The following is a 23,639-nucleotide window of genomic DNA, read 5'->3' on the forward strand; positions in this document are numbered from 1 at the left end:
TCCTGTTTTCGGCCGGCATCGGCTCAGATAACTTTTGCTGCCATGATCGAATCGTCTTCGAGCCATAGCTGTACGGGTTGACCGCGAAGTGCGGCGGGCAGGTCTTCGGCCATCTTGTAGATGCCGTCGATAGCGACCAGCTCCGCTTCGAGCTTGCGGCAGAAAATGCGTGCTTCGGCGTTTCCGAGCGATCCCGCCATGGCGCGACCGCGCAACGCGCCGTAGATATGGACAGATCCACCGGCAATGACCTCGGCGCCTGAAGCGACCGATCCGATGATCGTCACGTCACCCTCCGGAAAAATCACCGACTGTCCCGAGCGCACCGGCTCGCGGATGACCAGCGACTGCAGCACCGGGCGCACTTCCGGAACCAGTGCGGGCGCGGCTTCAGAGGCGCTCGACTGTTTCTTCTCTTCCGGCTCGTCAGTCGGCTCCGAGGGGGTGATCTCGAAGTCGGAGGCCGGGCGGCCACCCTTCAGCGCAGGCGGCATTCCCGGCCCGATGGCCGAGGGACGCGCGCCTTCGATACCCATGATGCTGACATTGCGCGCGGCAAGCTCGGCGAGCAGATCCTTGATCTGTGCCTTGTCGAGCGACAACTCGCTGACGTCGAGAACGACGGGTCGGGACAGGAAGAAACCTGCCGAACGCGCCGCAAGATCGTCCAGCCTTTCCAGCCACTGGTCGAGCGGCAGGTCCGGCGACAATACGACCGCCAGGAAGGAGCGACCTTTGATTCGGATCGAGCGGGCGTCTGTTAGCACTTTGGTCATCTACGTAAACAAATCGTTGACCGTAAGTACCCTCGCCATAGTTAACAAATAGTTAATATCGGAACTCGCTTGTAAAGCTTTTCACGCCGCACGCGGCAGGCGAGCCAAACGGAAACCACTGAAATCAATGATCGTTTTGCAGTATGCCGGCGGCGCTACGGGCTCTGGCCCCGGCAAGATCCGCCTCGATCGCCTGCAAGATGCTCGCCTCCGCCTCGGCGACATTTCCTGCCTCCACGGCCTGCACGAGATTGCGCCGTCTGTTGATCGCGGTCTCGTAGAAAACGCTGTTGTCGCGGCTATCGCCTACGGGCATGGCGGCCGCAAGCGTGAATTCGGTGACACCCAGCGCCGCCCGCAGCAAGGGGTTCTGCGAGGTATCCGCGAGGATGCGATGAAGTTCTAAGGTGGCAAGAGCGAAAGAATCGGCCATGCCGCGCGATACGCTCATCTGCTGGAGCCAGTAATAGAGCATGCGGATGTGATCGGCGGTGCGCAGCTTTGCGGCAAGGCGCACCGTTTCGAGTTCCAGCAGGCGACGGACATCGAAGAGATAACCCACGAATTGCGGATCGAGCCCCGCCTCGAAATGCCAGAGCAGCACCTGCTGGTCAAAGAGCTGCCATCGGCTTTTCGGCGAGACCCGCGTTCCGACCTTCGGTCGTGCCTCGACCAGCCCCTTCGCCTCAAGCGTCTTCAGCGCCTCACGCAGCACTGTTCGGGAAACGCCGTAGGTGTCCATGAGTTCGGCGTCCCTGGGCAGGATGGAGCCCACGGGAAAGCGGCCGGAAACAATGCCGGCCCCGATCTCATTGATGATGAACGAATGAAAATTGGGTGCAGCCGACCGCCCGGAACGCGCGCGGATCAGGCTACCGGGTTCACTCATGTTTCAATTTCCAAAAGCCCCTTGTTCGTACCGAGGAAGCCGAGAAGACCAGCCGCTGCAATACGATGAAGACGAACAGCAGTCCGCCGATGACGATCTTCGTCCACCAGCTCGAAAGCGTACCGTCGAAGATAATGTAGGTCTGCACCAGCCCCTGCAGCATGACGCCGATGAAGGTTCCGAAGACGAAGCCGTAACCGCCAGTCAGCAGGGTGCCCCCGATGACCACGGCCCCGATCGCATCGAGCTCGACACCCACCGCCGCCAACGGATAACCGGCGGAGGTATATAGCGAAAAAACAATACCTGCGAGACCCGATAAAGTCGCAGAGAGCGTATAGACGAGGATTGTCGTGCGCGCCACCGGAACGCCCATCAGCTGCGCCGAAGTGGTGTTGCCGCCGAGCGCATAGACGTAGGATCCGAAGCGCGTGCGGTGCGCGAGCAGCGCCCCGACGATGAAGACCAGGATCATCAACCCACCGATCAGGCTGATCCGCCCGCCGCCCGGCAGGAGGAGATAGGTAGAGGAGGCGCTGGAATAAAATGCGTGAGTCACCGGAATGGAATCCTGCGTGATCACCGAAGCGACGCCTCTTGCGAGAAACATCCCGGCGAGCGTCACGATGAAGGACGGTACCTGGAGGTAGTGAATGGCTGCACCCATTGCCGCACCGAAAGCCGCGGAAAGCCCCAGCACCACGGCAAAGGCGACGAGCGGGTGATAGCCAAACCACGACACCAGGACCGCGATCATGACGCCGGTGAAGCCGATCACCGCGCCGACGGAAAGATCGATGCCGCCGGAGAGGATCACGAAGGTCATGCCGACTGCCGCGATGCCGAGAAATGCATTGTCGGTCAGGAAGTTGCCGAGGACGCGCGTCGAGAACATTCCGGGATATTGCAGGACGCTGGCCGCATAGGCGAGCGCGAAGATCAGGGCGGTTGCCGCCAGAGGACGAAGGCTGCGGTTCATGAGGATTTTCCGGAAAGAAGGCGACGGTTGCGCCGGGCTTCGACGAGCCGCCCTGCGAGCGGAGACTGCATCAGCAGGATGAGGATGATCACGCCGGCCTTGACCACCAGGTTGAACTCGGGCGGGAAACCCGACACGAGAATACCTGTATTCATGGCCTGGATGATGATCGCGCCGATCACCGACATGGCGATCGAGAAACGTCCGCCGAGCAACGACGTGCCACCGATCACCACGGCAAGGATCGCATCCAGCTCAAGCCAGAGACCGGCATTGTTGGCATCGGCGCCCCTGATGTCGCCGGCAACGATGATACCCGAGATAGCGGCGCAAAAGCCGGAGAAGGTGTAGATGGCAAGCAGCAGCAGCCGGCTGTGAATACCGGCGAGGCTGGCGGCTGTCCGGTTGACGCCGACGGCCTCGATGAAGAGACCGATGGCAGTGGATCGCACCGCCACGACGCTGATGATCAGCAGGCATGCAGCAATCAGCACAGGCATGGGCAGGCCGAAGAGAGAGCCCGTGCCGAGGAAGATCAGGATCGGATCCGCGAAGGTCACGATGGAACCTTCCGTGATGAGCTGCGCGATGCCACGCCCCGCCACCATCAGCACCAGCGTCGCGACGATCGGCTGGATCTCAAGGAAGGTCACGAGGATGCCGTTCCACAACCCACAGACAAGGCCGACGGCAAGTGCTGCGCTGACAGCCACATAGCCCGGATAACCGGCTGTCACCATGGTCGCCGCCACCGCGCCCGAAATCGCCATGACCGCGCCGACCGAGAGGTCGACGCCCTTGGTCGCGATGACCGCAGTCATGCCTATGGCGAGGATAGCCACGGGAACACCACGGTTCAGCACGTCGATCATGCTGCCGAACAGCCGACCGTCCTGCCAGGTAATGTCGAAGAAGCCCGGAAACAGCAGCCAGTTGATGAACAGCACGCCGAGCAGGGCAATGGTTTGCGGATTGATAGCCCGCGTCAGCCGGCCTGCAATCATGCGGTTTCTCCTTCGGGCTGGGCTGCAATTGCCTGGACGATGACGGCCGGCGTTATCTGGTCGCCATGCAGTTCCGCCACCATTTCGCGGTCGCGCATGACGACGACGCGGGACGAATAGGCGACGATTTCATCGAGTTCGGACGAGATCACCATCAGCGCCAGACCGTCTTCGCGCAGGCGATTGATGGTGCGGACGATTTCGGCATGGGCGCCGACGTCGATGCCACGCGTCGGCTCGTCGAGGATGAGGAAATCCGGATCCGTCGCCAGCCAGCGCGCGAGGATCACCTTCTGCTGGTTTCCGCCGGACAGAAGTTTCACCGGCATGTCATGAGAAGCCGCGCGAATATCGAGTTCCTCGGCAAACCTGCCCGCAATCTCCATCTGCTCGTCGCGATTGAGCGCGCGGAACCAGCCAAGCTTGCCCTGCAGCGCGATGACGATGTTTTCGCGCACCGATAGATCCCCGAGAATGCCTTCCGCCTTGCGGTCCTCCGGGCAGAAGCCGAAGCCGTGAGCAATGGCCTGCACCGGGTTCTTGAGGTCGATACGCTTCTTCCCCATGCGGATCTCCCCGCTGTCGGAAGGATCGACGCCGAACATGACACGCGCCATTTCCGTACGGCCCGATCCGAGAAGCCCGGCCACGCCGACCACCTCGCCCTTGTGGATACGCACCGAGAAAGGCTTCACCTTGCCGGTCTTGCCGCAACCATCGAACTCGACCATGGCAGGGCCGGCCTCGCGCTCCTCTATGCCGGTTACGGCGGGAACGAAGCTGACATCCTTGCCGAGCATCATGCGCACGACATCGGTGCGCGTCAGGCCCGCAAGCGGGCGCGTGCCGATAAGCCGACCGTTGCGCAGGATCGTCACGCGGTCGGAAATCGCAAAGACCTGATCGAGGAAATGGGTGATGAAGACGATCGCGAGGCCCTCGGCCTTCAGCGCGGCGATCACTTCGAACAGCCTGTCGACCTCGTGACGGTCGAGGCTTGCAGTGGGTTCGTCCAGCACCAGCACCTTGCCGGAAAGCTCGACGGCCCGGCAGATGGCGACGATCTGCTGCACAGCGACGGAGTAGCTGCCAAGCTCTGCCTCGACATCGATATCGAGGCCGTAACGCGCAAGAAGCGCGCGGGCATTGCGCGCGATCAGCGACTTGCGAACGAAACCGAAGCGCGTCGGCTGATGGCCCAGATAGAGATTTTCCGCAACGGAGCGGTTCGGGAGAAGGTTGACTTCCTGATAGACGGTTCCGATGCCATGGGACTGGGCGTCCAGCGGATCGCGAAACTGAACCGCCTTGCCATCGAGCACGACTTCGCCGGCATCCGGCTGATAGGCTCCGGTCAGGATCTTGATCAGTGTCGATTTTCCGGCGCCGTTTTCACCCAGGAGGGCATGCACCTCTCCCGCACGCAAACCCAGCGTCACATCGTTCAACGCACGGTTCTGGCCGAAAATCTTGCCGACACCACGCGCCTCCAGCACGAAATCCGTGCCCGGTTCCACTGTCTCCATAGTCATCCCCCCTCACTCCGCGACGATATTTCGCCGACCTCATCTTCAATGCAAGGGGCGCCGGAATTACTGGCGCCCCCTGTCTGGGCAGGAAGATCAGTAGCCGAGACCCTTGCGGGCTTCGTATTCACCCTGAGGGTTATCGGCAGGGGTGTAGAGCTTCGATTCGGTGATGATGAACTTCGCTGGCTCCTTGCCATCCTTCAGATAGGCTGCGAGCGCATCGAAGGCAGGACCGGCCATGTTCGGCGTCAGTTCGACCGTAGCATTGGCTTCGCCTGCGGCCATGGCAGCGAAGATATCCGGAACGGCATCGATGGAGACGACGAGAATGTCGGAGCCCGGCTTCAGGCCGGCATCCTTGATGGCCTGGATCGCGCCGACGGCCATGTCGTCGTTATGAGCGTAGACTGCGCAGATGCCCTTGCCGCCATTCTCGGCCTTGATGAAGCCTTCCATGACTTCCTTGCCCTTGGAGCGCGTGAAGTCGCCGGTCTGGCTGCGGGCGATCGAGACATTCTTGTGGTCGGCGATGGCTTCCTCGAAGCCCTTCTTGCGGTTGATCGCCGGCGTGGAGCCGACTGTGCCCTGCAGTTCGACGACCTTGCAGTCCTTGTCCTTCACGTTCTCGGTGAGCCAGCGTCCGGCGACTCGACCTTCCTCGACCTGATCGGAAGCAATGGAGGTCAGGTAGAGATCCTGAGATGCATCGACGCCGCGGTCGAGCAGGATGACCGGGATCTTGGCATCCTTGGCTTCGCCAAGAACGGCTTCCCAGCCGGTGGCGACAACCGGCGCGACAAGGATCGCGTCGACACCCTGGGCGATGAAGCCGCGGATCGCCTTGATCTGGTTTTCCTGCTTCTGCTGCGCATCGGCAAACTTGAGATCGATACCGCGCTTTTCGGCCTCGGCCTTGGTCACGGACGTTTCAGCCGCACGCCAGCCGGATTCGGATCCGATCTGCGAAAAACCGACCGTCAAATCAGCGGCCATCGCAGTCGTGGACAAAAGGATAGACACACCCGCGCCAAGCGCGAGTCTGGATAGAACAGACATGATTTCCTCCCCAAAATTGCCTGACCCGCCCTCCGCAGGTTCGGCATGTCGTGACGCTAGCAATAGTACTATTATATGTAAATATATACTCGTTAAAAGTGTGCATGCAATGCACACGCACGCGCATTGCATTGCCACGAAACCGTTTTGTGAACTTCAAATCAGCAATGCCACCTGCTATGCAGGCCACGCTCGGGACGGTGCGCAAGAAAGCTTCGCCGCGCTCGCAAAACCGAACAAAGTCATTGCGCCCAGAGTCCGGATAAGGTCAACTGGAACCGAAATACGCAAGAGACCATGCATGAAGGTGAAAAGGCCGTGAAAACGCCCAGTCCGTCCGACAATGACCGCGACGATCCGGCATTCCTCGTAGGTCCGCGATCGGCAGCACGCTGGCTTCTCGTCTTCGTATTGCTCGCCGGAGTTTATTTCTTTCACGGCTTCGTCGTGCCGGTTCTGGCGGCACTGGTAATCGGCTTTGCAAGCTGGCCGCTTTATCGCCGCCTGCTCGAATCCGTCGCAGGCAATCGGACGCTCGGTGCGACGATCGCGATCGTTTTCGTCATATCCTTCATCGTGGTCCCGATCTCGCTTGCAGCCTTTTATGCCGTGCAGGAAATCAAGATCTGGGCTGCCTGGGCGGTTCAGGCCAATGCGACCGGAGCCCCCGTACCGCAATGGCTCGGCCGCATTCCGATCATCGGGACGTCCCTGCTGGAACAATGGCAACGCCATCTCGGCCATCCGGGCGGCCTCGGTGAGCTGGTCCAACTGACCAGCGGCGCGAATATCGGCAGCATCTACAGAGGCTTGCTGGTTTTCGGAACCTCGGCGTTCCAATGGTTCCTGACACTCCTGTTCATGCTGATCACCCTGTTTTTCGTCTATCGCGACGGCAGCTATCTCACAGCCCAACTCGATAAGCTCGGCGAGCGCATATTGCCGAATCGCTGGGAACGCGTGTCGCGGATCGTGCCGATGACGATCAGTTCGACCGTCACCGGCATGACCATCATCGCAATCGGTGAAGGTGTCGTGCTCGGCGTCGCCTACTGGCTGGCCGGCGTGCCATCCGCCGTCACGCTCGGCCTCATCACCGGCGTCATGGCCCTGATCCCGGGTGGCGCTCCCTTGAGCTTCACGCTGGTTTCCATCTACCTCGTCGCCAGCGGCTCAACCGGTCCCGGCATCGCCCTTTTCGTCTGGGGCACGACGGAACTCTTCATCGTCGACAAGACACTACGTCCGCACCTCGTCGGAGGCCCGATCAAGCTCCCCTTCCTGCCGACGTTCTTTGGCCTGATCGGCGGCGTCAAGACCATGGGCTTCCTCGGTCTCTTCGTCGGTCCGGTGTTGATGGCACTGCTGGTCGCCATACTTCGCGAATGGATACGCGAGGTTGCCGACGAACCCGGATCGACAGGCCCCAAGGTCGTTGCGTCATCCGACGATATCGATCGCACCAAGGCGATCTCGAAAGCATCCTCATCGTAATCGACTCTTCTTACCGCTTCAGCGGCTGCCTGTTGCGGGAGGCCTTGGCGCGGGTGGCAAGAACATCCCGGATCGAAAAGCTTGAGTGAATTCGCAGGACACCCGGCATGGTCGAGAGGATTTCCTTGTGAATCCGCTCGAACTCGCCGGCATTCGCGACCTCCACCTTCAGCAGGTAATCGGACCCGCCGGTCATCAGGAAACACTCCTGGATTTCCGGATGTTTCCGGACCGCCGCCTCGAAGCGATTGAGATAATCCTCGGTCTGCCGTTCCAGCGTGATGTTGACGATCACGGCGATGGAATTCTCCATCTGGCCGCTGTCAACAAGCGCCGTATAGCCGCGGATGACGCCGGATTTTTCCAGAAGCTTGATCCGCCTCAGGCAGGCTGAAGGCGAGAGCCCCACCTCGGCGGCGAGCGCCGCATTGCTCATGCGGGCATCGAGCCGTAGGAGGCGTAGGAGATTGCGGTCGATGGCGTCCAGAGCGCTCATGCAGATTATTCCGTAAATTCGAAGATCGTTTCACGATGATTTATTTCATCGAACAATCCAGCGCAAATCAACGGAAAATTCTCTGATTGTTTCAATATCCTTGCGTCATAAAAATGAGGGGCACGACGTGGATAACGCCATCTGGAACAACCGCATTCGAGAACGGACAAGCGATGAAGGTGCGTCCGGCTATCTCACCATCGATCTCGGCGCCATCCGCCGCAATTACGAGAGACTTTCCGCCGCCGTCTCGCCGGCCAAGGCGGCAGCCGTAGTCAAGGCCGACTCCTACGGACTGGGCGCCACGAAAATCGCAGCCACGCTTCTTGCAGCCGGTTGCCGCCATTTCTTCGTCGCCCATTTCTGCGAGGCGACCGAGATCAGGCCGCATCTTTCCGGCGAAGCCCGCATCTTCGTCCTGAACGGTCTTCAGCCGGGCAACGAGACCCCGGCCGCCGAAGCCGGCATCATCCCGGTGCTGAACTCGATGGAGCAATTGCACCTCTGGTCCGCCACCGCGCGGGCCTTCGATCGCCGCCTGCCCGCCGTGTTGCAGTTCGACACAGGCATGTCGCGGCTGGGCTTTCCGCCGGAAGAACGCGCCGTTCTGGCCGAAGAACTGCGCAACAATCAGGACATCGAAATCCTGTTCATCATGAGCCATCTGGCCTCGGCCGACGACGCAGACAGCCAGCAAAATGGCGACCAGCTCTCGGAAATGCGCCGGATCGCGGAAGAGTTCCCCGCGTTCGAGGTCTGCTTTGCCAATTCCGGCGGCGTCTTCCTCGGCAGCGAATATCACGGCGTACTCGCCCGTCCCGGTATCGCCCTTTATGGCGGCGCGCCGAACAACGGCGAAACCAATCCGATGGAACCGGTCGTCCGCCTCGACGTGGCGGTCATCCAGACCCGGACCGTTCCCGCCGGTGCCCGTGTCGGCTATGGCGCGACCTATGTCACCAAGACCGAGACGCGGCTTGCGACGATTGCCGCCGGTTACGCCGACGGGCTGCCGCGCAGCCTGAGCGACCGCGGCGCCGTCTATTTCAATGGCGTGCGCCTGCCGATCGTCGGCCGCGTATCCATGGACAGCATCACGATCGACATCTCCACCTTGCCCGCGGGCACACTGTCACTGGGCAGTCTGGTCGAGGTCATCGGCCCGAACCAGACGCTCGAAATGCTTGCCGCCGATGCTGGAACGATCTCGTACGAGATGCTGACCAGCCTCGGCCACCGTTACCGCCGCCAATACCGCTAACAATTCTCTTCTGTCATTGAGGCAATCATGAAAGTCATCGTTCTCGGCGCCGGCGTAGTCGGTGTCACGTCCGCCTACCAACTCGCAAAGGCCGGACATGAAGTCGTCGTCGTCGACCGCCAGCCCGGCCCGGCACTCGAAACCAGCTTCGGCAATGCCGGCGAGGTATCGTTCGGTTATTGCTCGCCCTGGGCCGCACCCGGAATTCCGTTGAAAGCCATGAAGTGGCTTTTCATGGAACATGCGCCGCTGATCCTGCGCCCCAAGCTGGACATGGCCATGCTGTCGTGGATGTTCAAGATGCTGGCGAACTGCACCACGGACCGCTATGCGCTCAACAAGAGCCGCATGCTCCGCCTCGCCGATTACAGCCGAACCTCGCTTGCCGCCGTGCGCGAGGAAACCGGCCTCGCCTATGACGAGCGCATGCAGGGAACGCTGCAACTTTTCCGTACGCAGGACCAGCTGGACGCCTCGGCAAAAGACGTGAAGGCGCTTGCCGCAGACGGCATCCCTTATGAAGTTCTGGATCCGGAAGGCTGCATCCGGGTCGAACCGGCTCTCCGGCACGTCCGCGAAAAGATCGTCGGCGGCCTGCTGACACCGAAGGACGAGACCGGTGACTGCTTCAAGTTCACCAATGCGCTGGCCGAAAAGGCCGCGGCACTTGGCGTCCGGTTCCAGTACGGCACCACCATCAAGGGCTTCGACATCGAGGGCGGCCGCGTGCGCGGCATCATGACGGACGGAGCGCCGGTGCGCGGCGATGCCGTAGTCGTGGCGCTCGGCAGCTTTTCGCCTCTGCTTCTCAAGCAAGTCGGCATCAGCCTCCCGGTCTATCCGGTCAAGGGTTACTCCCTGACGATCCCGATCACGGACGCAAGCCGCGCTCCGGAATCGACCGTTATGGACGAAACCTACAAGATCGCCATCACCCGCCTCGGCGACCGCATCCGCGTCGGCGGCATGGCGGAAATCTCTGGCTATACCAACGACCTCGGCCTTGCCCGCCGCCGCACGCTCGAGCATTCCGTCACCGACCTCTTCCCGGGTGGCGACGTATCGCAGGCCCTCTTCTGGTCGGGACTTCGTCCGATGACGCCGGATGGCACCCCGGTCATCGGCCCGACCAAGGTCCAGGGTCTTTTCCTCAACACCGGTCACGGCACGCTCGGCTGGACCATGAGCTGCGGCTCCGCCCGCGTAATCAGCGACATCGTCAGCGGGCGCAAGGCCGAAATCGACGCAACCGATCTCGCGATCAGCCGTTACGCCTGACGGCCAAAACAACACCGACTAGAGCTCCGGCGGACATAATTCGCGATAGATGTCCGCCGGCGATATCGCCGTGCGAACAGCCTGAGCAACCTTGTCCTCCCGCATTTTGCGGGCGATGCCGGAAAGGATGTTCAGGTGGTTCGGCTGGTTGTCGGGGTTGAGCAGCACGAAAACGAGGTCGACCGGCAATTCGTCCACCGCCTCGAAATCCACTGCCTTGGCTAGACGGACAAACAGGCAAAAGTGCCTGTCCAGTCCCTTCACACGCGCATGAGGCACGGCGATACCGTCGCCGATGCCGGTTGATCCCAGCCTTTCGCGTCCGAGAAGGGCCTTTGAGATCTCATCGGCGCCTACCGGCAACCTGTCCGCCGCCAGTTCGGAAAGCTGTCTGATCAGACCGGCCTTGGTGGTTGCCTGCAGGCCAACCACGACGTTCTCCGCCGGAAGACAATCTCGGAGCTTCATGATGCTATCCATGTTTGAGGAGGAGCCTTACTGGCCTTCCTGCAACCGATAACCGACACCGGTTTCGGTCAGTATGTAACGCGGCTGGTCCGGCGTCTGTTCGATTTTCTGGCGAAGCTGGCGGACATAGACCCGCAGATACTGGACATCCGTCAGGCTGTCCCACACCTGTTCCAGCATGAAACGATGGGTGAGCACCTTGCCTGCATGCTGCACCAAGATGCGCAGGATGTCGTATTCCTTCGGCGAGAGCTTCACTTCCTTGCCCGCCACCTTCACGACGCGCTTGACGAGATCGACCAAAAGGTCGCCGGTCTGGAAGACCGGTTTTTCCCCCTGGCTCTGCAACCGGTGACGAAGGGCGACGCGAATGCGGGCCACGAGTTCGTTCATGCCGAAGGGTTTGGTAACGTAGTCGTCGGCACCCAGTTCGAGCGCCTTGACGATACCGGCCTCGTCGGTGCGGCTCGACAGGATGACGATGGGGAGGTCCAACCCCTCGCCCCGCCACTTCGCCAGAAGATCGAGGCCGGGCATATCCGGCAGGCCGAGGTCGAGGATGATGAGGTTAGGCCTTTCCGCCTTCACCGCCTCAATGGCCACCTTGGCGTTCATCGCCTCGCTGATCGCGTAGTCCTGTGTGGACAGGCCGACACGCAACAGCTTGCGGATCGGCGGTTCGTCATCGACGATGAGTATTCTGACGGCTGAATTGGTCATTCGCTTTCTCCCATAACGGGCAGTTCGTCCGGCACCGGCATACGGATCGTGAAAATCGCGCCCGACCGGTCGGAGCGATTGCTGGCCCGGATGGTGCCGCCCATGGCTTCCACGAAGCCGCGGCAGATAGCAAGGCCGAGCCCCGTACCGGCGCGCACATGATCGCCCTTGCTGACACGGTAGAAATTATCAAAGATCCGCTCGGTGTCCTCGGCCGGGATTCCCGACCCTTCGTCGATCACCGAAAGCAGCACCGAGCCATTTTCCCGCGAGCCACGTATCTCGATCACCGTTTCATCCGGGGCATATTTGGCGGCATTGTCGATGAGGTTGAAAAGCACCTGTTCGAAAAGAACCGCATCGACCTTCAGCATCGGCAGATCGGCCGGAATGCTGACGGCGACCTTATGCCGGGAGCTGATCTTCGAGGCCCTTTTCAAAGCAGTGCCGACGATATCGCCGACGAAGTGAAAGGCGTAATTCGGCTCCATCGCGCCGGAACCGATGCGCGTCATGTCGAGCAGGTTGGAAATGAAGCGGTTCAACCGCTCGGATTCGTCGATGACGGTCGAAAGCAGTTCGCCCCGCGCCTCTTCCGACAGACTGCCGCCGAAGTCCTTGAGCGTACCTGCCGAGCCCATGATCGCGGCAAGCGGCGTCTTGAGGTCGTGCGAGATGGAGGTGAGGAGAGCGGTGCGCAGCCGGTCCGTCTCGGCCGCAAGCTTCGCCTTGTCGACATCGGAAACGAGCTGGATGCGCTCGATGGCAAGTGCCGCCTGATCGGCCAGCGCATCGAACAGCCGCTGCTGTTCGGGCGTCAGCAGAGGGCCTTGCTTGTCGTTGTCGAGCCCCACGACACCGATCGCCTCACGTCCCGTTCGCAGCGGCAGATAGAGCCGCTTGGCGCCCGGAAGCGTGTCGGCGGCGCGGCCGGCCGGACGGTTGTGCTCCCAGGCCCATTTGGCGGCAGCAATATCGGCATCGACAAGCGTATCGTCAGGGGGATAGCCGGCCTTCACGGCAATCGTTCCCTTTTCCGGCAGGAGGATGACCACCCGAACCTTCAACATGGAGGCGATCTGGAATGCTGTCGCCCACAGGACATCGTCCAGCGTGCCGGTCCCCGCGAGTTTCTTCGAGAAAAGATAGAGATCCTCGGTTGTGCGCGCCCTCTGGCGCGCGGCGACAGCCTGCCGCTGGACAGCCGCAGTCAGGTTCGATGCGACCAGCGCCACGCCGAAAAAGAAGAAGAGAGCGACAAGGCTTTCCGGATCTCGGACAGTGAAGGTGTATCGGGGTTCCAGGAAGAAGAAATTGAAGGACAGCGCGCTGAGCAGCGAAGCATAGAGACCGGCTCCGAGCCCCCCGCGGATCGCAGCCGCCAGCACGGCCATCAGGAAGACGAGCGCGAGGTTCTGCACCGCGAGCGTCTGATCCAGCAAAATACCGGCAGCAATCGCGAGCGCGACGAAGATCGTGCTCTTGACATAGGGCTTGATGCGGAACGGTTTCGGCTGCGATGCGGGCTTCATGCCGCGTCGCTGGTCGTTTTCCTTCGCATCATTGGAAATCACGTGGACGCTGATATCGCCCGCGTGGCGGATCAGGTCATGGGTGACCGAACCCTGCCAGAGCTGGCGCCAACGCGGCTTGCCCGGCCGGCCGACGACGATATGGGTGAAATTGTTGGCATGGGCATAATCAATGATCTCCCGCGAGACGCGAAGCCCCGGCAGCGTCACCGTCTCCGCTCCAAGCTGTTCGGCAAGCCGCATGTTGGCGGCGAGCCGGTCCTTGTCCTCTTCGGGAAGATTAATCGATTGCGGTGTTTCGAAATGCAATGCGGCCCAGGGCGCGCGGAGGCGGTCGGCCTGACGGCGGGCGTAGCGCACGAGGCTCGCGCCGTTCCGGCTGTGATCGAGGCTGACAAGTATTCGCTCGCCCGCCGCCCATGGGCCGGAGATCGCATGCGCCTGCATGTGGTTTAGGAGCTGCTCGTCCACCCGCTGCGCGGTTCGCCGCAGCGCAAGCTCGCGAAGCGCCGTGAGATTGCCCGGTGAGAAGTAATTCTCGATTGCCCGGCGCGCGGTCGTCGGTACGTAAACCTTGCCGTCCTTCAGCCGCTTGATGAGGTCGTCGGGCGTGAGGTCGATGATCTCCACGTCATCGGCGCGATCGATGATCGAGTCCGGTACCGTCTCGCGCACCCGGATGCGGGTGATCTGGGCAACGACATCGTTCAGGCTCTCGACATGCTGGATGTTGAGCGTCGAATAGACGTCGATGCCTTGCGACAAGATCTCCTGCACATCCATGTAGCGCTTGGGATGACGGCTGCCCGCAGCATTCGTATGCGCGAGTTCATCGACGAGGACCAGCGCCGGACGCCGGGCGAGAATGGCGTCGATATCCATTTCCTCGAGATATTGCCCGCGATAGTCGATCCGCTTGCGCTGGATGATTTCAAATCCGTCGAGAAGCGCCTCGGTTTCCCTGCGACCATGGGTTTCCACGACACCGACGACCACATCGACACCATCCGCCTTCTGGGCGCGGCCGGACATCAGCATCTCATAGGTTTTACCCACGCCGGGAGCGGCGCCGAGAAAGATCTTCAGCTTGCCTCGCGTCTCCCGCTCGGCATGCTCCAGCAATGCATCCGGCGATGGCCTGTTCAGCATTTCGCGAGTGTCATCCGGCATAGGTTGAAATCTCTTGATCGTATCGGGCGGCTATCGATTGATGGCCGTCCGATACGATATTGCATCTATTTCAATTTATGGATGCGTCTGGTCAAGCGCCAGATTGAGCGCCAGCACGTTCACGACCGGTTCACCGAGGAGACCGAATTCCCGGTCCTCCACGTGACTGTCGACCACCGCCCGAACCGCCGCCTCGTCCATGCCACGCGCCTTGGCGACACGCGGCACCTGAAAATAGGCAGCTTGCGGGGAGACATGCGGGTCGAGCCCGCTGCCGGATGCCGTTACGAGATCAATCGGCACTTCCGCATCCGGATTGGTCGCTTTGGCCGCCTCATAGTCGGCCTTGACGCGGTCGATCAGCTTGCTGCTGGTCGGACCGAGGTTCGACCCGGAGGAGCCGGCTGCATTGTATCCGTCACCGGCTGCAGAGGGGCGGCCGTGAAAGTACTTCTCACTGGTGAATGCCTGACCGATCAGCGTCGAGCCGATGACCTGACCATTCTTGTCGACCAGACTGCCATTGGCCTGATGAGGGAAGATCGCCTGTGCGACCCCTGTCATGGCAAAGGGATAGGCGAGGCCCGTGATAGCGGTGGTGGCGACGAGCAGCACTATGGCCGGACGAAGTTGCTTGAGCATTTTTATGACTCCTTAGGCGAGACCGATCGCCGTGATGACGACGTCGATCACCTTGATACCGATGAACGGGACGATGATGCCGCCGACGCCGTAGATGAGCAGGTTGCGGGAGAGCAGCGCGCCGGCGCCGACCGCCCGGTACTTCACACCTTTCAGCGACAGCGGGATCAGCGCAATGATGATCAGCGCGTTGAAGATGATTGCCGACAGGATGGCGCTCTGCGGCGATGCAAGACCCATGATGTTGAGCACGCCGAGTTGCGGATAGAAGGCCAGGAACATCGCCGGGATGATGGCGAAATACTTGGCGATGTCGTTGGCGATCGAAAACGTCGTCAGCGCGCCGCGGGTCATGAGAAGCTGCTTGCCAATCTCGACGATCTCGATGAGTTTCGTCGGGTCGCTGTCGAGGTCCACCATGTTGCCGGCCTCGCGCGCGGCGACCGTACCGGTGTTCATGGCAACGCCGACATCCGCCTGGGCCAGCGCCGGCGCGTCGTTCGTACCGTCGCCGCACATCGCGACCAGCTTGCCCTTGCCCTGTTCCTCGCGAATGAGCTGCAGCTTGTTTTCCGGAGTCGCCTGGGCAAGAAAATCGTCCACGCCGGCTTCTGCGGCAATTGCTGCAGCCGTCATCGGGTTGTCGCCTGTAATCATCACCGTGCGGATACCCATGCGGCGCAGTTCGGCAAATCGCTCCCGTATGCCGCCCTTGACGATGTCCTTGAGCTGCACGACGCCAAGCAGCTTTCCGTCGCGAACAACGGCAAGCGGGGTGCCACCTGTCTTGGCGATCTCATCGGCAATCGACTGCAGTTCGTTTAGGATCGAGATATCCGTGCGGACGGCGGTCACGCCGCCTGTTCCCGCACCAAGCGCAACGGAATTGACATAGGAGAGAACGGCGTCGACCGCGCCTTTACGGATGCTGGAACCGTCGAGATCGACGCCGCTCATGCGCGTCTGGGCGGTGAACGGGACGAAAGTCGCCTTCAGGCTCGCCATGTCGCGGGCGCGGATACCGTATTTTTCCTTGGCGAGAACGACGATGGAACGTCCCTCCGGCGTTTCGTCCGCAAGAGAAGCAAGCTGGGCGGCATCGGCGAGATCCCGCTCGGATACGCCGCGAACCGGATGGAACGCCGTCGCCTGGCGATTGCCGAGCGTGATTGTACCGGTCTTGTCGAGAAGCAGCGTATCGACGTCACCGGCAGCTTCGACGGCGCGGCCCGACATGGCAAGCACGTTGAAGCGCACGAGGCGGTCCATGCCGGCAATGCCGATGGCTGAAAGAAGAGCGCCGATGGTGGTTGGAATCAGCGTGACGAACAGGGCAACAAGCACGATGATCGGGATTGAGCCGCCGGCATAGGCCGCAAAGCTCGGAATGGTCGCGGTAGCGAGAACGAAGATGAGCGTCATGCCGGCAAGCAGGATGTTGAGCGCGATTTCGTTTGGCGTCTTCTGGCGTTCGGCGCCTTCGACGAGCGAGATCATCCGATCGAGGAAGGTGGAGCCTGCAGCAGCCGTGATGCGGACGCGGATCCAGTCGGAAAGAACCTGCGTACCACCGGTGACGGCCGAACGGTCGCCGCCGGATTCACGGATGACCGGAGCGGATTCGCCGGTGATCGCAGCTTCATTGACCGAAGCGACACCCTCGATCACCTCGCCGTCGGATGGAATGATATCGCCGGCCTCGACCAGAACGATATCGCCCACCTTGAGGCTCGTGCCCGGCACCATGCTATAGCTGGCGCGGTCACTGCCCGTCAGCAGCTTGGCCTGCGTTTCCGTGCGCGCCTTGCGCAGCGAGTCCGCCTGGGCCTTGCCGCGGCCTTCGGCGACAGCCTCGGCGAAATTGGCAAAGAGCACGGTGAACCAGAGCCAGAGGTTGATCTGGAAGGAGAAGCCGAGATTGCCGCCGCCGGTGGCGAGATCGCGGATGAAGAGAACGGTGGTCAGTACCGAAACCACGGCCACGACGAACATGACCGGGTTGCGGGCAAGCGTCCTCGGGTTGAGCTTCTTGAAAGCGGCCCCGATGGCCGGAATAAGGATGCGAGAATCCATGATGCTCGCGGATTTTGCCTGGCTCATAAGAGACTCCAGCGTTGAAACGAGGAAGGCGGACCGGATGGCCGGTCAGCCGTGCAGAATTCGTATTGCGGCCACAAGGGCCAGAAGCCCGACCGTCATCAGCACGATGACAGTGGAGGCCCGCCACCGCGGGACCCCCATGCCCCGGCTCACCGGGGCATGGGCGGATGCCTTCGAGGGTCTTATGCGCGTGGTCACCACCGCACCTCAGAACATCTGTCCGGCGATCATGGACAGGTGCTCGACCACAGGTCCGAGCGCCAGCGCCGGGAGGAAGGTCAGGCCGCCAACGATCAGGATGGTACCGACGAGCAGGCCGACGAAGAGCGGACCATCGGTCGGAAAAGTGCCTGCGGAAGCCGGAACCGTCTTCTTGGTGACCAGCGATCCCGCGATTGCAAGCGCCGGAATGATGACCAGGAAGCGGCCGGCCAGCATGCCGATGCCGAGCGTCACGTTGTACCAGGGGGTATTGCCGGTCAGGCCACCGAAGGCCGAGCCGTTATTGGCGGCAGCCGAGGTATAGGCATAGAGGATTTCGGAGAAACCATGCGGACCGGCCGTGCCGATCGAGGCGACCGCCGAAGGCAGTACCGAAGCGATCGCGGTGAAGACAAGCATCGCCAGCGGCAGGCAGAGAATGGCGAGAACGGCCATCTTCATTTCCTTCGCTTCGATCTTCTTGCCGAGATATTCCGGTGTACGACCGACCATGAGGCCCGCCACGAAGACGGCGACGACGATGAACAGCACGATGCCATAGAAGCCCGCACCCACGCCGCCGACGATGATCTCGCCGAGTTGCATGTTGATGAGCGGGATCAGGCCACCAAGCGCAGTGAAACTGCCATGCATGGCATTGACCGCACCGCAGGATGCCGCAGTGGTGATGACAGCAAACAGCGAAGACAGGACGATGCCGAAGCGCACTTCCTTGCCTTCCATATTGCCGCCCGCAAGGCCGAGCGACTGCATTAGCGGATTGCCTGCAGCTTCCGCCCAGTAGGTAACGAAAACACCGGCTATGAACAACACGCCCATGGCGGCGAGGATGGCCCAGCCTTGACGCTGGTTGCCGACCATGCGGCCGAACACATTGGTGAGCGCCGCACCGATCAAGAAGATCGAGACCATCTGGATCAGGTTCGAGATCGCGTCCGGGTTCTCGAAGGGATGTGCCGAATTGGCGTTGAAGAAGCCACCACCATTGGTGCCGAGCATCTTGATGGCGAGCTGGGAGGCAACGGGACCAACCGCAATGGTCTGCTGCGCACCCTCAAGCGTCGTGGCGGTCACGTAAGGACCGAAGGTCTGGGGCACGCCGAGCCAGACGTAAACCAAGGTCAGCACGATGCAGATCGGAAGCAAAACATAGAGGACGGCGCGGGTCATATCGACCCAGAAGTTACCGATCGCCTTGCCGGAAGCTCGCGAGAACGCCCGGATGAGCGCAATGGCAATCGCGATGCCGGTGGCTGCGGAGAGAAAATTCTGGACTGCTAGTCCCGCCATCTGGGTCAGGTAGGACATGGTGCTTTCGCCGCCATAGTTCTGCCAGTTGGTGTTGGTCACGAAACTGACCGCCGTATTGAAGGCGAGCTCTTCCGGCACAACACCCATGCCGGCCGGATTGTAGGGCAATCCTGCCTGCAGGCGCATCAACGCGTAGAGAAACAGAACACCGAGCAGATTGAACATCAGCATGGCGAAGGCATAGGCGCTCCAATGCTGTTCCTCGCGCTCGCCGGTGCCTGCAATGGCGTAAAGTCCCCGTTCGATGGGAACGAGGACCGGTGAAAGGAACGTGCGCTCGCCAGAAAAGACGCGTGTCATGTAACCGCCAAGCGGTTTGACCAGCGCGAAAACGATCCCGCAAAAAAGCAGGATCTGAAACCATCCGTTGAGGGTCATGGGTGGAAAACTTTCGATAGCCCGGCTGCTTGGTCAGAAGCGCTCGGGACGGATGAGAGCATAGGTGAGATAGACGGTGAGAAGCACGGTCACAGCACCGCTCAAGACGTAATCGAGAACCATCGTTGAAATTCCTCAGAGTTCGTTACATGTGCGAACGTATGCGAAGCATAGCCCGAAGAAGATCAGCGCCGTTGCGAGTAGAATTACATCCATCATTGATCTTCACTCCTTTTCAATGACTGGAAGCAGACAAGACAAAGGGTGCCTTCCGATGATGGCACCTCCATGCTTTCTGATCTGGAGAGGATCATCCCGATCCCTCGGGTATGAATATGCGGCGCGGGCGCATATAGATTCGAGAGCGGACGTTCGGGAAAGAAATAGGAATCCTATAGGAATTCCGGCCTTGCCTGGATGCAGGCGGCGAGCGCCAGACCGTATGTCGCAAGCAGCGCAAGTAACATGATGGCGAGTGCACCGGGAACAATGTTCAAGGCGTGCAGGCGCTCCCCGCGCCCGCCGCCTGCGCGTGCAAATACTGTCTTGAACCGGCGATTGAAAGCGCGAGACATGTCTTACGCCCTCGCGCTGGTTCCGGCCGGTCTGGCGGGGCGTCCGTCGAAAGGCCGCCCCATCTTCAGCCTGACGTGATCGGGAACGCACCAGACGGCGCCCGGCTGATGGTCACTTTCAAACATGGCAAAATGCACCGCAGAGGCGCGATCGGTGAAGAGACCTCCAACCAGACCATCGCGGTCAGCGACAACCCAGCGTCCCCGCGCATCACGCCCGACGGTGAACCGCACGCCCGCAGCCGAGGGAGCGGCATTCATCTCTGCCTTACCCATGGGAGATCTCCTCAGTAAAGCGCTGCAATGATGACCAGAACACAACATGCCACGCCGGCAAGCGCAAACCATGTCAGCAGCACCCCGGCATCCCGATTGGCAAGCCCACGGTCAGATCGACGCTCGGGCCAACGTCTGTCGCCGTTTCGCGCATCGCTTTCCGCAAGATATTGCGCCAGAAAGAAACTTCCCAAACGACCGTACATGCCACAATCCTTCTTGATTTCCGGCTGCACGACGGGATGTCGATGAGACCGGGTATCGAGAAAGGTAACCACGAGCGCATAGCCTTTCGATTGGGATCGACGGGCTATGAAATAGGCATAGCATATAGACGGAGGGAACGGCGACAGGAGGACCGCAACGCTTCGTCGTCCCGATGGGGCGCCGTCAGCCGCCAGATGTTCCGGCCACGACCTGCCGCACGATCTGGACGAAATGCCTGACGACAACCGCCGTTGTCGCCTTGCGATAGGCGAGTGCAAGCCCCACCGTATGCGGCGCGTCTTCGAGCTGCCGCAGCAAGACGCCGCCCACGTTAATCTGTCCCATCGAGGCCGGAACGAGCGAAACGCCGAGTTCAGCAGCGACGAGCGAGAGGATGGAGGCGATCTAAGGCGCAGACGGACCGAGCCGCGGTTCGAACCCCGCCTCGCGGCAAGCGGCAAGCACCGCATCATGCAGGCTGATCCCCAGATCCCGCGAGGTCAGGATGAAGGGTTCGTCGGCAAGACGGGCGAGTTTCAGCTCGCCGGACTGCGCAGCCAACGGATGCCCGGCGGGCAGAGCCGCCACCAGCGGCTCCTCAGCCACGCGCTCCTCCGTCAGTTCGGCCGGATCGGATGCAGAGGGCCGCAGGATGGCGGCATCGAGACGGCCTTCTACAAGCGCCTTCGTAAGCGCCATCGAATTCGCCTCCTCGATGATGAATTCGACCTCAGGATAGGTTCGGCGAAAGGCTCTCACACAGGCCGGCACGATGGGGCTGAGCGCCGCCGTGCCCGTGAAACCCAGGCGAAGCGTGCCCGTTTCCCCGGCTGCGGCGCGCCGTGCGAGGCGAACGGCTTCCGCCACCTCGGCAGGCATGCCACCCACGCGATCCCGGAAAACCTTACCGGCTTCCGTCAGCTCCGCTCCATGGGAGAGCCGCCGGAAAAGCCGGGCACCGATCTCCTCCTCCAGCGCCTTGATCTGCTGGCTAAGCGGCGGCTGACCGATGCCAAGCCTTTCCGCTGCCCGGGTGAAGCTCTCTTCCTCGGCTACCGCGAGGAAATAACGGATGTGTCTCAGTTCCATATGGTATTCATTTTTTGTATGAAGAACGACAGCATCATATATTAGATCGAATGACCTCGCTCGACTACATCTCGCCTGTCAGAAAGGACAGGAAAGATGCGTACCCTCAGAATTGGCGAAACCGCCGGCGCCGTGGCCATTTCCTCGGCAGATGATTTCAGCGAGCAATGGATCCGCAAAGGCAGCCGGGACTATGGCCGGGCAAGCCTCGCCCTGTTCCTTGCCGGCTTCTCAAGTTTCTCGCTGATCTACTGCGTTCAGCCCCTGTTGCCGGAATTCAAGAGTGCTTTCGGCCTCAGCCCGGCAACGGCGTCGCTGGCGCTTTCACTCACGACCGGCACTCTTGCGCTCGCTATCCTCGCCAGCGGCGCGTTCTCGCAGCTTTTCAGCCGCGGCCGGCTGATGTTCGCCTCCATGGCGCTGGCAGCACTCTGCAACCTCGCGGCAGCCGTGGCCCCGGGCTGGTACTGGCTGCTTGCTGCGCGTACGTTGGAAGGCCTCGTACTTGGTGGGGTGCCGGCCATTGCCATGGCCTATCTCGCGGAAGAGATCGAACCCGCCCATCTCGGCAGGGCGATGGGCCTTTATGTCGGCGGCACCGCCTTCGGCGCAATGATGGGCCGCGTCGGCATGGGCGTCATCACCGAATTCGCTTCGTGGCGCATGGCGCTTGCGGTCATGGGCCTCACGGGCATTGCCGCAGCACTCGGCTTTCTCTGGCTGCTGCCGGCATCCCGGAACTTCACCGTCACACGCGGCACACCCTTCATCCGGCATATCGAGACTTGGGCCGCCCATTTGCGCAAGCCCGTGCTGGCCCAGCTGTTCTTCATCGGCTTCCTGCTGACCAGCATCTTCGTCACCGTGTTCAACTACACCACCTTCCGCCTTGTCGGAGAGCCTTACGGCCTCGGTCAGACCGCCATCAGCATGATCTTCCTGACCTTTGGCTTCGGCATCGTCTCCTCCTCCGTCGGAGGCGCGCTCGCCGACCGCTTCGGTCGGCGCACCATGCTGCTCATCGGTTTCCTGACCGTGTTTTTCGGTATCATGCTGACGCTGTTCGACGTCATGCCGCTGATCATCGCGGGTATCGCGCTGATTACCACCGGCTTTTTCATCGGCCACTCGGCGGCCAGCGGCGCGATCGGGGCGAATGCAGGCTCGGCCAAGAGCCATGCCTCTTCCCTTTACCTGCTGTTCTATTACATGGGATCGAGCATCACGGGATCGATCGGCGGCTGGTTCTGGCAGCATGGCGGCTGGCCATGGGTCGCAATACTTGCAGGTCTTTGCGCCCTGACCGGCGCAGCCATGACGCTGACCATTCCCCCCGCAAAGACAGCAAAGGGGCTGGCTCGATCGCTCATGAAACGGATGCGCTGAAGAATTCCATCCAGATCCGCCTGCCCTGATCGTCGAACCGTTTCACCGCCTCGATGAAATCGTGGCGGGCGGCTTCGTCCGCCAAAGGCGCGGGCAGCATGGGATCGAAGACGATCTGGCGGATGGCATCATCGCCCAGTAGAAAGCTTTCGCGCGCAGCGATTTCGGGCTGCAAGTTTGCCATGTCCTCCAGCCATGCCTCCAGACGCTGCACGCCTTCCCTGTAGGCCATGACCGGCGTGTCACATTCCCAAAGACCAAGAGCCTGCTTCTGCCGGTTCGGATCGAAATCCGCGGCCCGGAATACGGCAGCCTCTTCTCCCAGGCCCAACGCAATCAGGCGCTGACGCGCCGTTCCCGCTCCGCCCGCCAGATTATCGGGACGAATAAAGAGACCGTTGTCGAGCTCCCGCATACCCAGCATGGAGAGTGCCCGCTCCCGTGCCCTCAGCACCTTACGGTCGCTGCGGGAAAGCCCTCCGGTCGATGCCGCGATCCAGTCGCCGTTCCATCGGACAAGACGCTCCTCGACCGTCCGCCAGCCGGCGACATCGTCACGGATCCTTCGCCTCTCCGACCCCAGCCGATAGACGCCGCGCTCGACAAGCTCGACCAGACCCGACTGGGCAAGACGCGCGAGCGTCACCCGCACGCTGTTTTCGGAAATGTCGAAGAGTGCACAGGCTCTCAGGGCATCGGCAACGCTCAATACGCCACCCTCAGCCACACCCAGCAGATTGAGGATCAGACGCCGTGCATTCGGCACCTCAAAGTTACTATGTTTGACACTATTCGACATCA

Annotated in this window: 21 protein-coding genes and 1 pseudogene; 4 read left to right on the forward strand and 18 right to left on the reverse strand. The window is 61.3% G+C overall.

The window, feature by feature from the left end; genetic code table 11:
* Positions 1-23 precede the first annotated feature (23 nt).
* The 6 genes from minC to ytfQ form a co-directional block, all read right to left on the reverse strand.
* Positions 24-776 carry a septum site-determining protein MinC gene (gene minC, locus NBH21_RS19450; protein WP_250914434.1) on the reverse strand — a complete coding sequence of 251 codons (753 nt, stop codon included), beginning with the start codon at positions 774-776 and terminating at the stop codon, positions 24-26.
* Between the two features lie 124 nt (positions 777-900).
* Entirely contained in the window at positions 901-1,665 is a 765-nt protein-coding gene (locus NBH21_RS19455; protein ID WP_250914433.1) for a FadR/GntR family transcriptional regulator, read from the reverse strand.
* Positions 1,658-2,644: a galactofuranose ABC transporter, permease protein YjfF gene (yjfF, locus tag NBH21_RS19460; protein ID WP_250914432.1), complete on the reverse strand. Its 987-nt coding sequence runs from the start codon at positions 2,642-2,644 to the stop codon at positions 1,658-1,660. Before yjfF ends, NBH21_RS19455 begins: the two co-directional genes overlap by 8 nt.
* Positions 2,641-3,648 (reverse strand): ABC transporter permease, encoded by a 1,008-nt coding sequence (locus NBH21_RS19465; protein WP_250914431.1) that lies wholly within the window; start codon positions 3,646-3,648, stop codon positions 2,641-2,643. Before NBH21_RS19465 ends, yjfF begins: the two co-directional genes overlap by 4 nt.
* Positions 3,645-5,180, reverse strand: a complete 1,536-nt coding sequence (locus NBH21_RS19470; RefSeq protein ID WP_250914430.1) for a sugar ABC transporter ATP-binding protein — start codon at positions 5,178-5,180, stop codon at positions 3,645-3,647. Before NBH21_RS19470 ends, NBH21_RS19465 begins: the two co-directional genes overlap by 4 nt.
* Before the next feature lie 90 nt (positions 5,181-5,270).
* Positions 5,271-6,233, reverse strand: coding sequence for a galactofuranose ABC transporter, galactofuranose-binding protein YtfQ (ytfQ, locus tag NBH21_RS19475; RefSeq protein ID WP_250914429.1), 963 nt, complete (start codon positions 6,231-6,233; stop codon positions 5,271-5,273).
* A 318-nt stretch (positions 6,234-6,551) separates the two neighbouring features.
* On the opposite strand from ytfQ, the gene NBH21_RS19480 reads away from it, so the two are divergent.
* Complete coding sequence (locus NBH21_RS19480) at positions 6,552-7,727, forward strand: AI-2E family transporter (RefSeq protein ID WP_250914428.1); 1,176 nt, start codon at positions 6,552-6,554, stop codon at positions 7,725-7,727.
* A 10-nt stretch (positions 7,728-7,737) separates the two neighbouring features.
* Here the strand turns inward: NBH21_RS19480 and NBH21_RS19485 are convergent, their stop codons facing one another.
* A complete protein-coding gene (locus tag NBH21_RS19485) occupies positions 7,738-8,223 on the reverse strand; it encodes an Lrp/AsnC family transcriptional regulator (protein WP_250914427.1) in 486 nt (161 codons plus the stop codon).
* Positions 8,224-8,350: 127 nt separating this feature from the next.
* On the opposite strand from NBH21_RS19485, the gene alr reads away from it, so the two are divergent.
* Together alr and NBH21_RS19495 are read left to right on the forward strand one after the other, a co-directional pair.
* Positions 8,351-9,484 (forward strand): alanine racemase, encoded by a 1,134-nt coding sequence (gene alr / locus NBH21_RS19490; RefSeq protein ID WP_250914426.1) that lies wholly within the window; start codon positions 8,351-8,353, stop codon positions 9,482-9,484.
* A 27-nt stretch (positions 9,485-9,511) separates the two neighbouring features.
* Positions 9,512-10,762 (forward strand): D-amino acid dehydrogenase, encoded by a 1,251-nt coding sequence (locus NBH21_RS19495; protein ID WP_250914425.1) that lies wholly within the window; start codon positions 9,512-9,514, stop codon positions 10,760-10,762.
* 18 nt (positions 10,763-10,780) lie between these two features.
* Here NBH21_RS19495 and NBH21_RS19500 read toward each other — a convergent pair whose 3' ends face one another.
* From NBH21_RS19500 to NBH21_RS19545, 10 genes and pseudogenes are all read right to left on the reverse strand, one after another.
* Positions 10,781-11,230: a PTS sugar transporter subunit IIA gene (locus NBH21_RS19500; RefSeq protein WP_250914424.1), complete on the reverse strand. Its 450-nt coding sequence runs from the start codon at positions 11,228-11,230 to the stop codon at positions 10,781-10,783.
* A gap of 27 nt (positions 11,231-11,257) precedes the next feature.
* Complete coding sequence (locus NBH21_RS19505) at positions 11,258-11,950, reverse strand: response regulator transcription factor (protein ID WP_250914423.1); 693 nt, start codon at positions 11,948-11,950, stop codon at positions 11,258-11,260.
* Positions 11,947-14,652: a sensor histidine kinase gene (locus tag NBH21_RS19510; protein WP_250914422.1), complete on the reverse strand. Its 2,706-nt coding sequence runs from the start codon at positions 14,650-14,652 to the stop codon at positions 11,947-11,949. Before NBH21_RS19510 ends, NBH21_RS19505 begins: the two co-directional genes overlap by 4 nt.
* Positions 14,653-14,727: 75 nt before the next feature.
* On the reverse strand, positions 14,728-15,294 hold the full coding sequence (kdpC, locus tag NBH21_RS19515) for a potassium-transporting ATPase subunit KdpC (RefSeq protein ID WP_163898693.1): 567 nt from the start codon (positions 15,292-15,294) through the stop codon (positions 14,728-14,730).
* Between the two features lie 12 nt (positions 15,295-15,306).
* A complete protein-coding gene (gene kdpB, locus NBH21_RS19520) occupies positions 15,307-17,394 on the reverse strand; it encodes a potassium-transporting ATPase subunit KdpB (protein ID WP_250914421.1) in 2,088 nt (695 codons plus the stop codon).
* A 207-nt stretch (positions 17,395-17,601) separates the two neighbouring features.
* Positions 17,602-19,305, reverse strand: a complete 1,704-nt coding sequence (gene kdpA / locus NBH21_RS19525; RefSeq protein ID WP_163898701.1) for a potassium-transporting ATPase subunit KdpA — start codon at positions 19,303-19,305, stop codon at positions 17,602-17,604.
* Between the two features lie 33 nt (positions 19,306-19,338).
* Entirely contained in the window at positions 19,339-19,428 is a 90-nt protein-coding gene (kdpF, locus tag NBH21_RS19530) for a K(+)-transporting ATPase subunit F (RefSeq protein ID WP_163898704.1), read from the reverse strand.
* 455 nt (positions 19,429-19,883) lie between these two features.
* On the reverse strand, positions 19,884-20,156 hold the full coding sequence (locus tag NBH21_RS19535; protein WP_250914420.1) for a hypothetical protein: 273 nt from the start codon (positions 20,154-20,156) through the stop codon (positions 19,884-19,886).
* Positions 20,157-20,167: 11 nt separating this feature from the next.
* Entirely contained in the window at positions 20,168-20,362 is a 195-nt protein-coding gene (locus NBH21_RS19540) for a hypothetical protein (RefSeq protein WP_250914419.1), read from the reverse strand.
* 184 nt (positions 20,363-20,546) lie between these two features.
* A pseudogene (locus NBH21_RS19545) lies at positions 20,547-21,452 on the reverse strand (LysR family transcriptional regulator).
* A gap of 96 nt (positions 21,453-21,548) precedes the next feature.
* On the opposite strand from NBH21_RS19545, the gene NBH21_RS19550 reads away from it, so the two are divergent.
* A complete protein-coding gene (locus tag NBH21_RS19550) occupies positions 21,549-22,838 on the forward strand; it encodes an MFS transporter (RefSeq protein ID WP_250914418.1) in 1,290 nt (429 codons plus the stop codon).
* Here the strand turns inward: NBH21_RS19550 and NBH21_RS19555 are convergent.
* On the reverse strand, positions 22,819-23,604 hold the full coding sequence (locus NBH21_RS19555; protein ID WP_250914417.1) for a PaaX family transcriptional regulator C-terminal domain-containing protein: 786 nt from the start codon (positions 23,602-23,604) through the stop codon (positions 22,819-22,821). The genes NBH21_RS19550 and NBH21_RS19555 overlap by 20 nt on opposite strands.
* Positions 23,605-23,639: the final 35 nt, after the last annotated feature.

Origin of the sequence: Ciceribacter sichuanensis (genome assembly GCF_024055605.1) — a bacterium.
GTDB lineage: Bacteria > Pseudomonadota > Alphaproteobacteria > Rhizobiales > Rhizobiaceae > Allorhizobium > Allorhizobium sichuanense.

Coding starts and splice junctions, on each gene's coding strand:
- minC (WP_250914434.1), bottom strand. CDS start 776: ATGACCAAAGTGCTAACAGACGCCCGCTCGATCCGAATCAAAGGTCGC.
- NBH21_RS19455 (WP_250914433.1), bottom strand. CDS start 1,665: ATGAGTGAACCCGGTAGCCTGATCCGCGCGCGTTCCGGGCGGTCGGCT.
- yjfF (WP_250914432.1), bottom strand. CDS start 2,644: ATGAACCGCAGCCTTCGTCCTCTGGCGGCAACCGCCCTGATCTTCGCG.
- NBH21_RS19465 (WP_250914431.1), bottom strand. CDS start 3,648: ATGATTGCAGGCCGGCTGACGCGGGCTATCAATCCGCAAACCATTGCC.
- NBH21_RS19470 (WP_250914430.1), bottom strand. CDS start 5,180: ATGACTATGGAGACAGTGGAACCGGGCACGGATTTCGTGCTGGAGGCG.
- ytfQ (WP_250914429.1), bottom strand. CDS start 6,233: ATGTCTGTTCTATCCAGACTCGCGCTTGGCGCGGGTGTGTCTATCCTT.
- NBH21_RS19485 (WP_250914427.1), bottom strand. CDS start 8,223: ATGAGCGCTCTGGACGCCATCGACCGCAATCTCCTACGCCTCCTACGG.
- NBH21_RS19495 (WP_250914425.1), top strand. CDS start 9,512: ATGAAAGTCATCGTTCTCGGCGCCGGCGTAGTCGGTGTCACGTCCGCC.
- NBH21_RS19500 (WP_250914424.1), bottom strand. CDS start 11,230: ATGAAGCTCCGAGATTGTCTTCCGGCGGAGAACGTCGTGGTTGGCCTG.
- NBH21_RS19505 (WP_250914423.1), bottom strand. CDS start 11,950: ATGACCAATTCAGCCGTCAGAATACTCATCGTCGATGACGAACCGCCG.
- NBH21_RS19510 (WP_250914422.1), bottom strand. CDS start 14,652: ATGCCGGATGACACTCGCGAAATGCTGAACAGGCCATCGCCGGATGCA.
- kdpC (WP_163898693.1), bottom strand. CDS start 15,294: ATGCTCAAGCAACTTCGTCCGGCCATAGTGCTGCTCGTCGCCACCACC.
- kdpB (WP_250914421.1), bottom strand. CDS start 17,394: ATGAGCCAGGCAAAATCCGCGAGCATCATGGATTCTCGCATCCTTATT.
- kdpA (WP_163898701.1), bottom strand. CDS start 19,305: ATGACCCTCAACGGATGGTTTCAGATCCTGCTTTTTTGCGGGATCGTT.
- kdpF (WP_163898704.1), bottom strand. CDS start 19,428: ATGGTTCTCGATTACGTCTTGAGCGGTGCTGTGACCGTGCTTCTCACC.
- NBH21_RS19535 (WP_250914420.1), bottom strand. CDS start 20,156: ATGGGTAAGGCAGAGATGAATGCCGCTCCCTCGGCTGCGGGCGTGCGG.
- NBH21_RS19540 (WP_250914419.1), bottom strand. CDS start 20,362: ATGTACGGTCGTTTGGGAAGTTTCTTTCTGGCGCAATATCTTGCGGAA.
- NBH21_RS19550 (WP_250914418.1), top strand. CDS start 21,549: ATGCGTACCCTCAGAATTGGCGAAACCGCCGGCGCCGTGGCCATTTCC.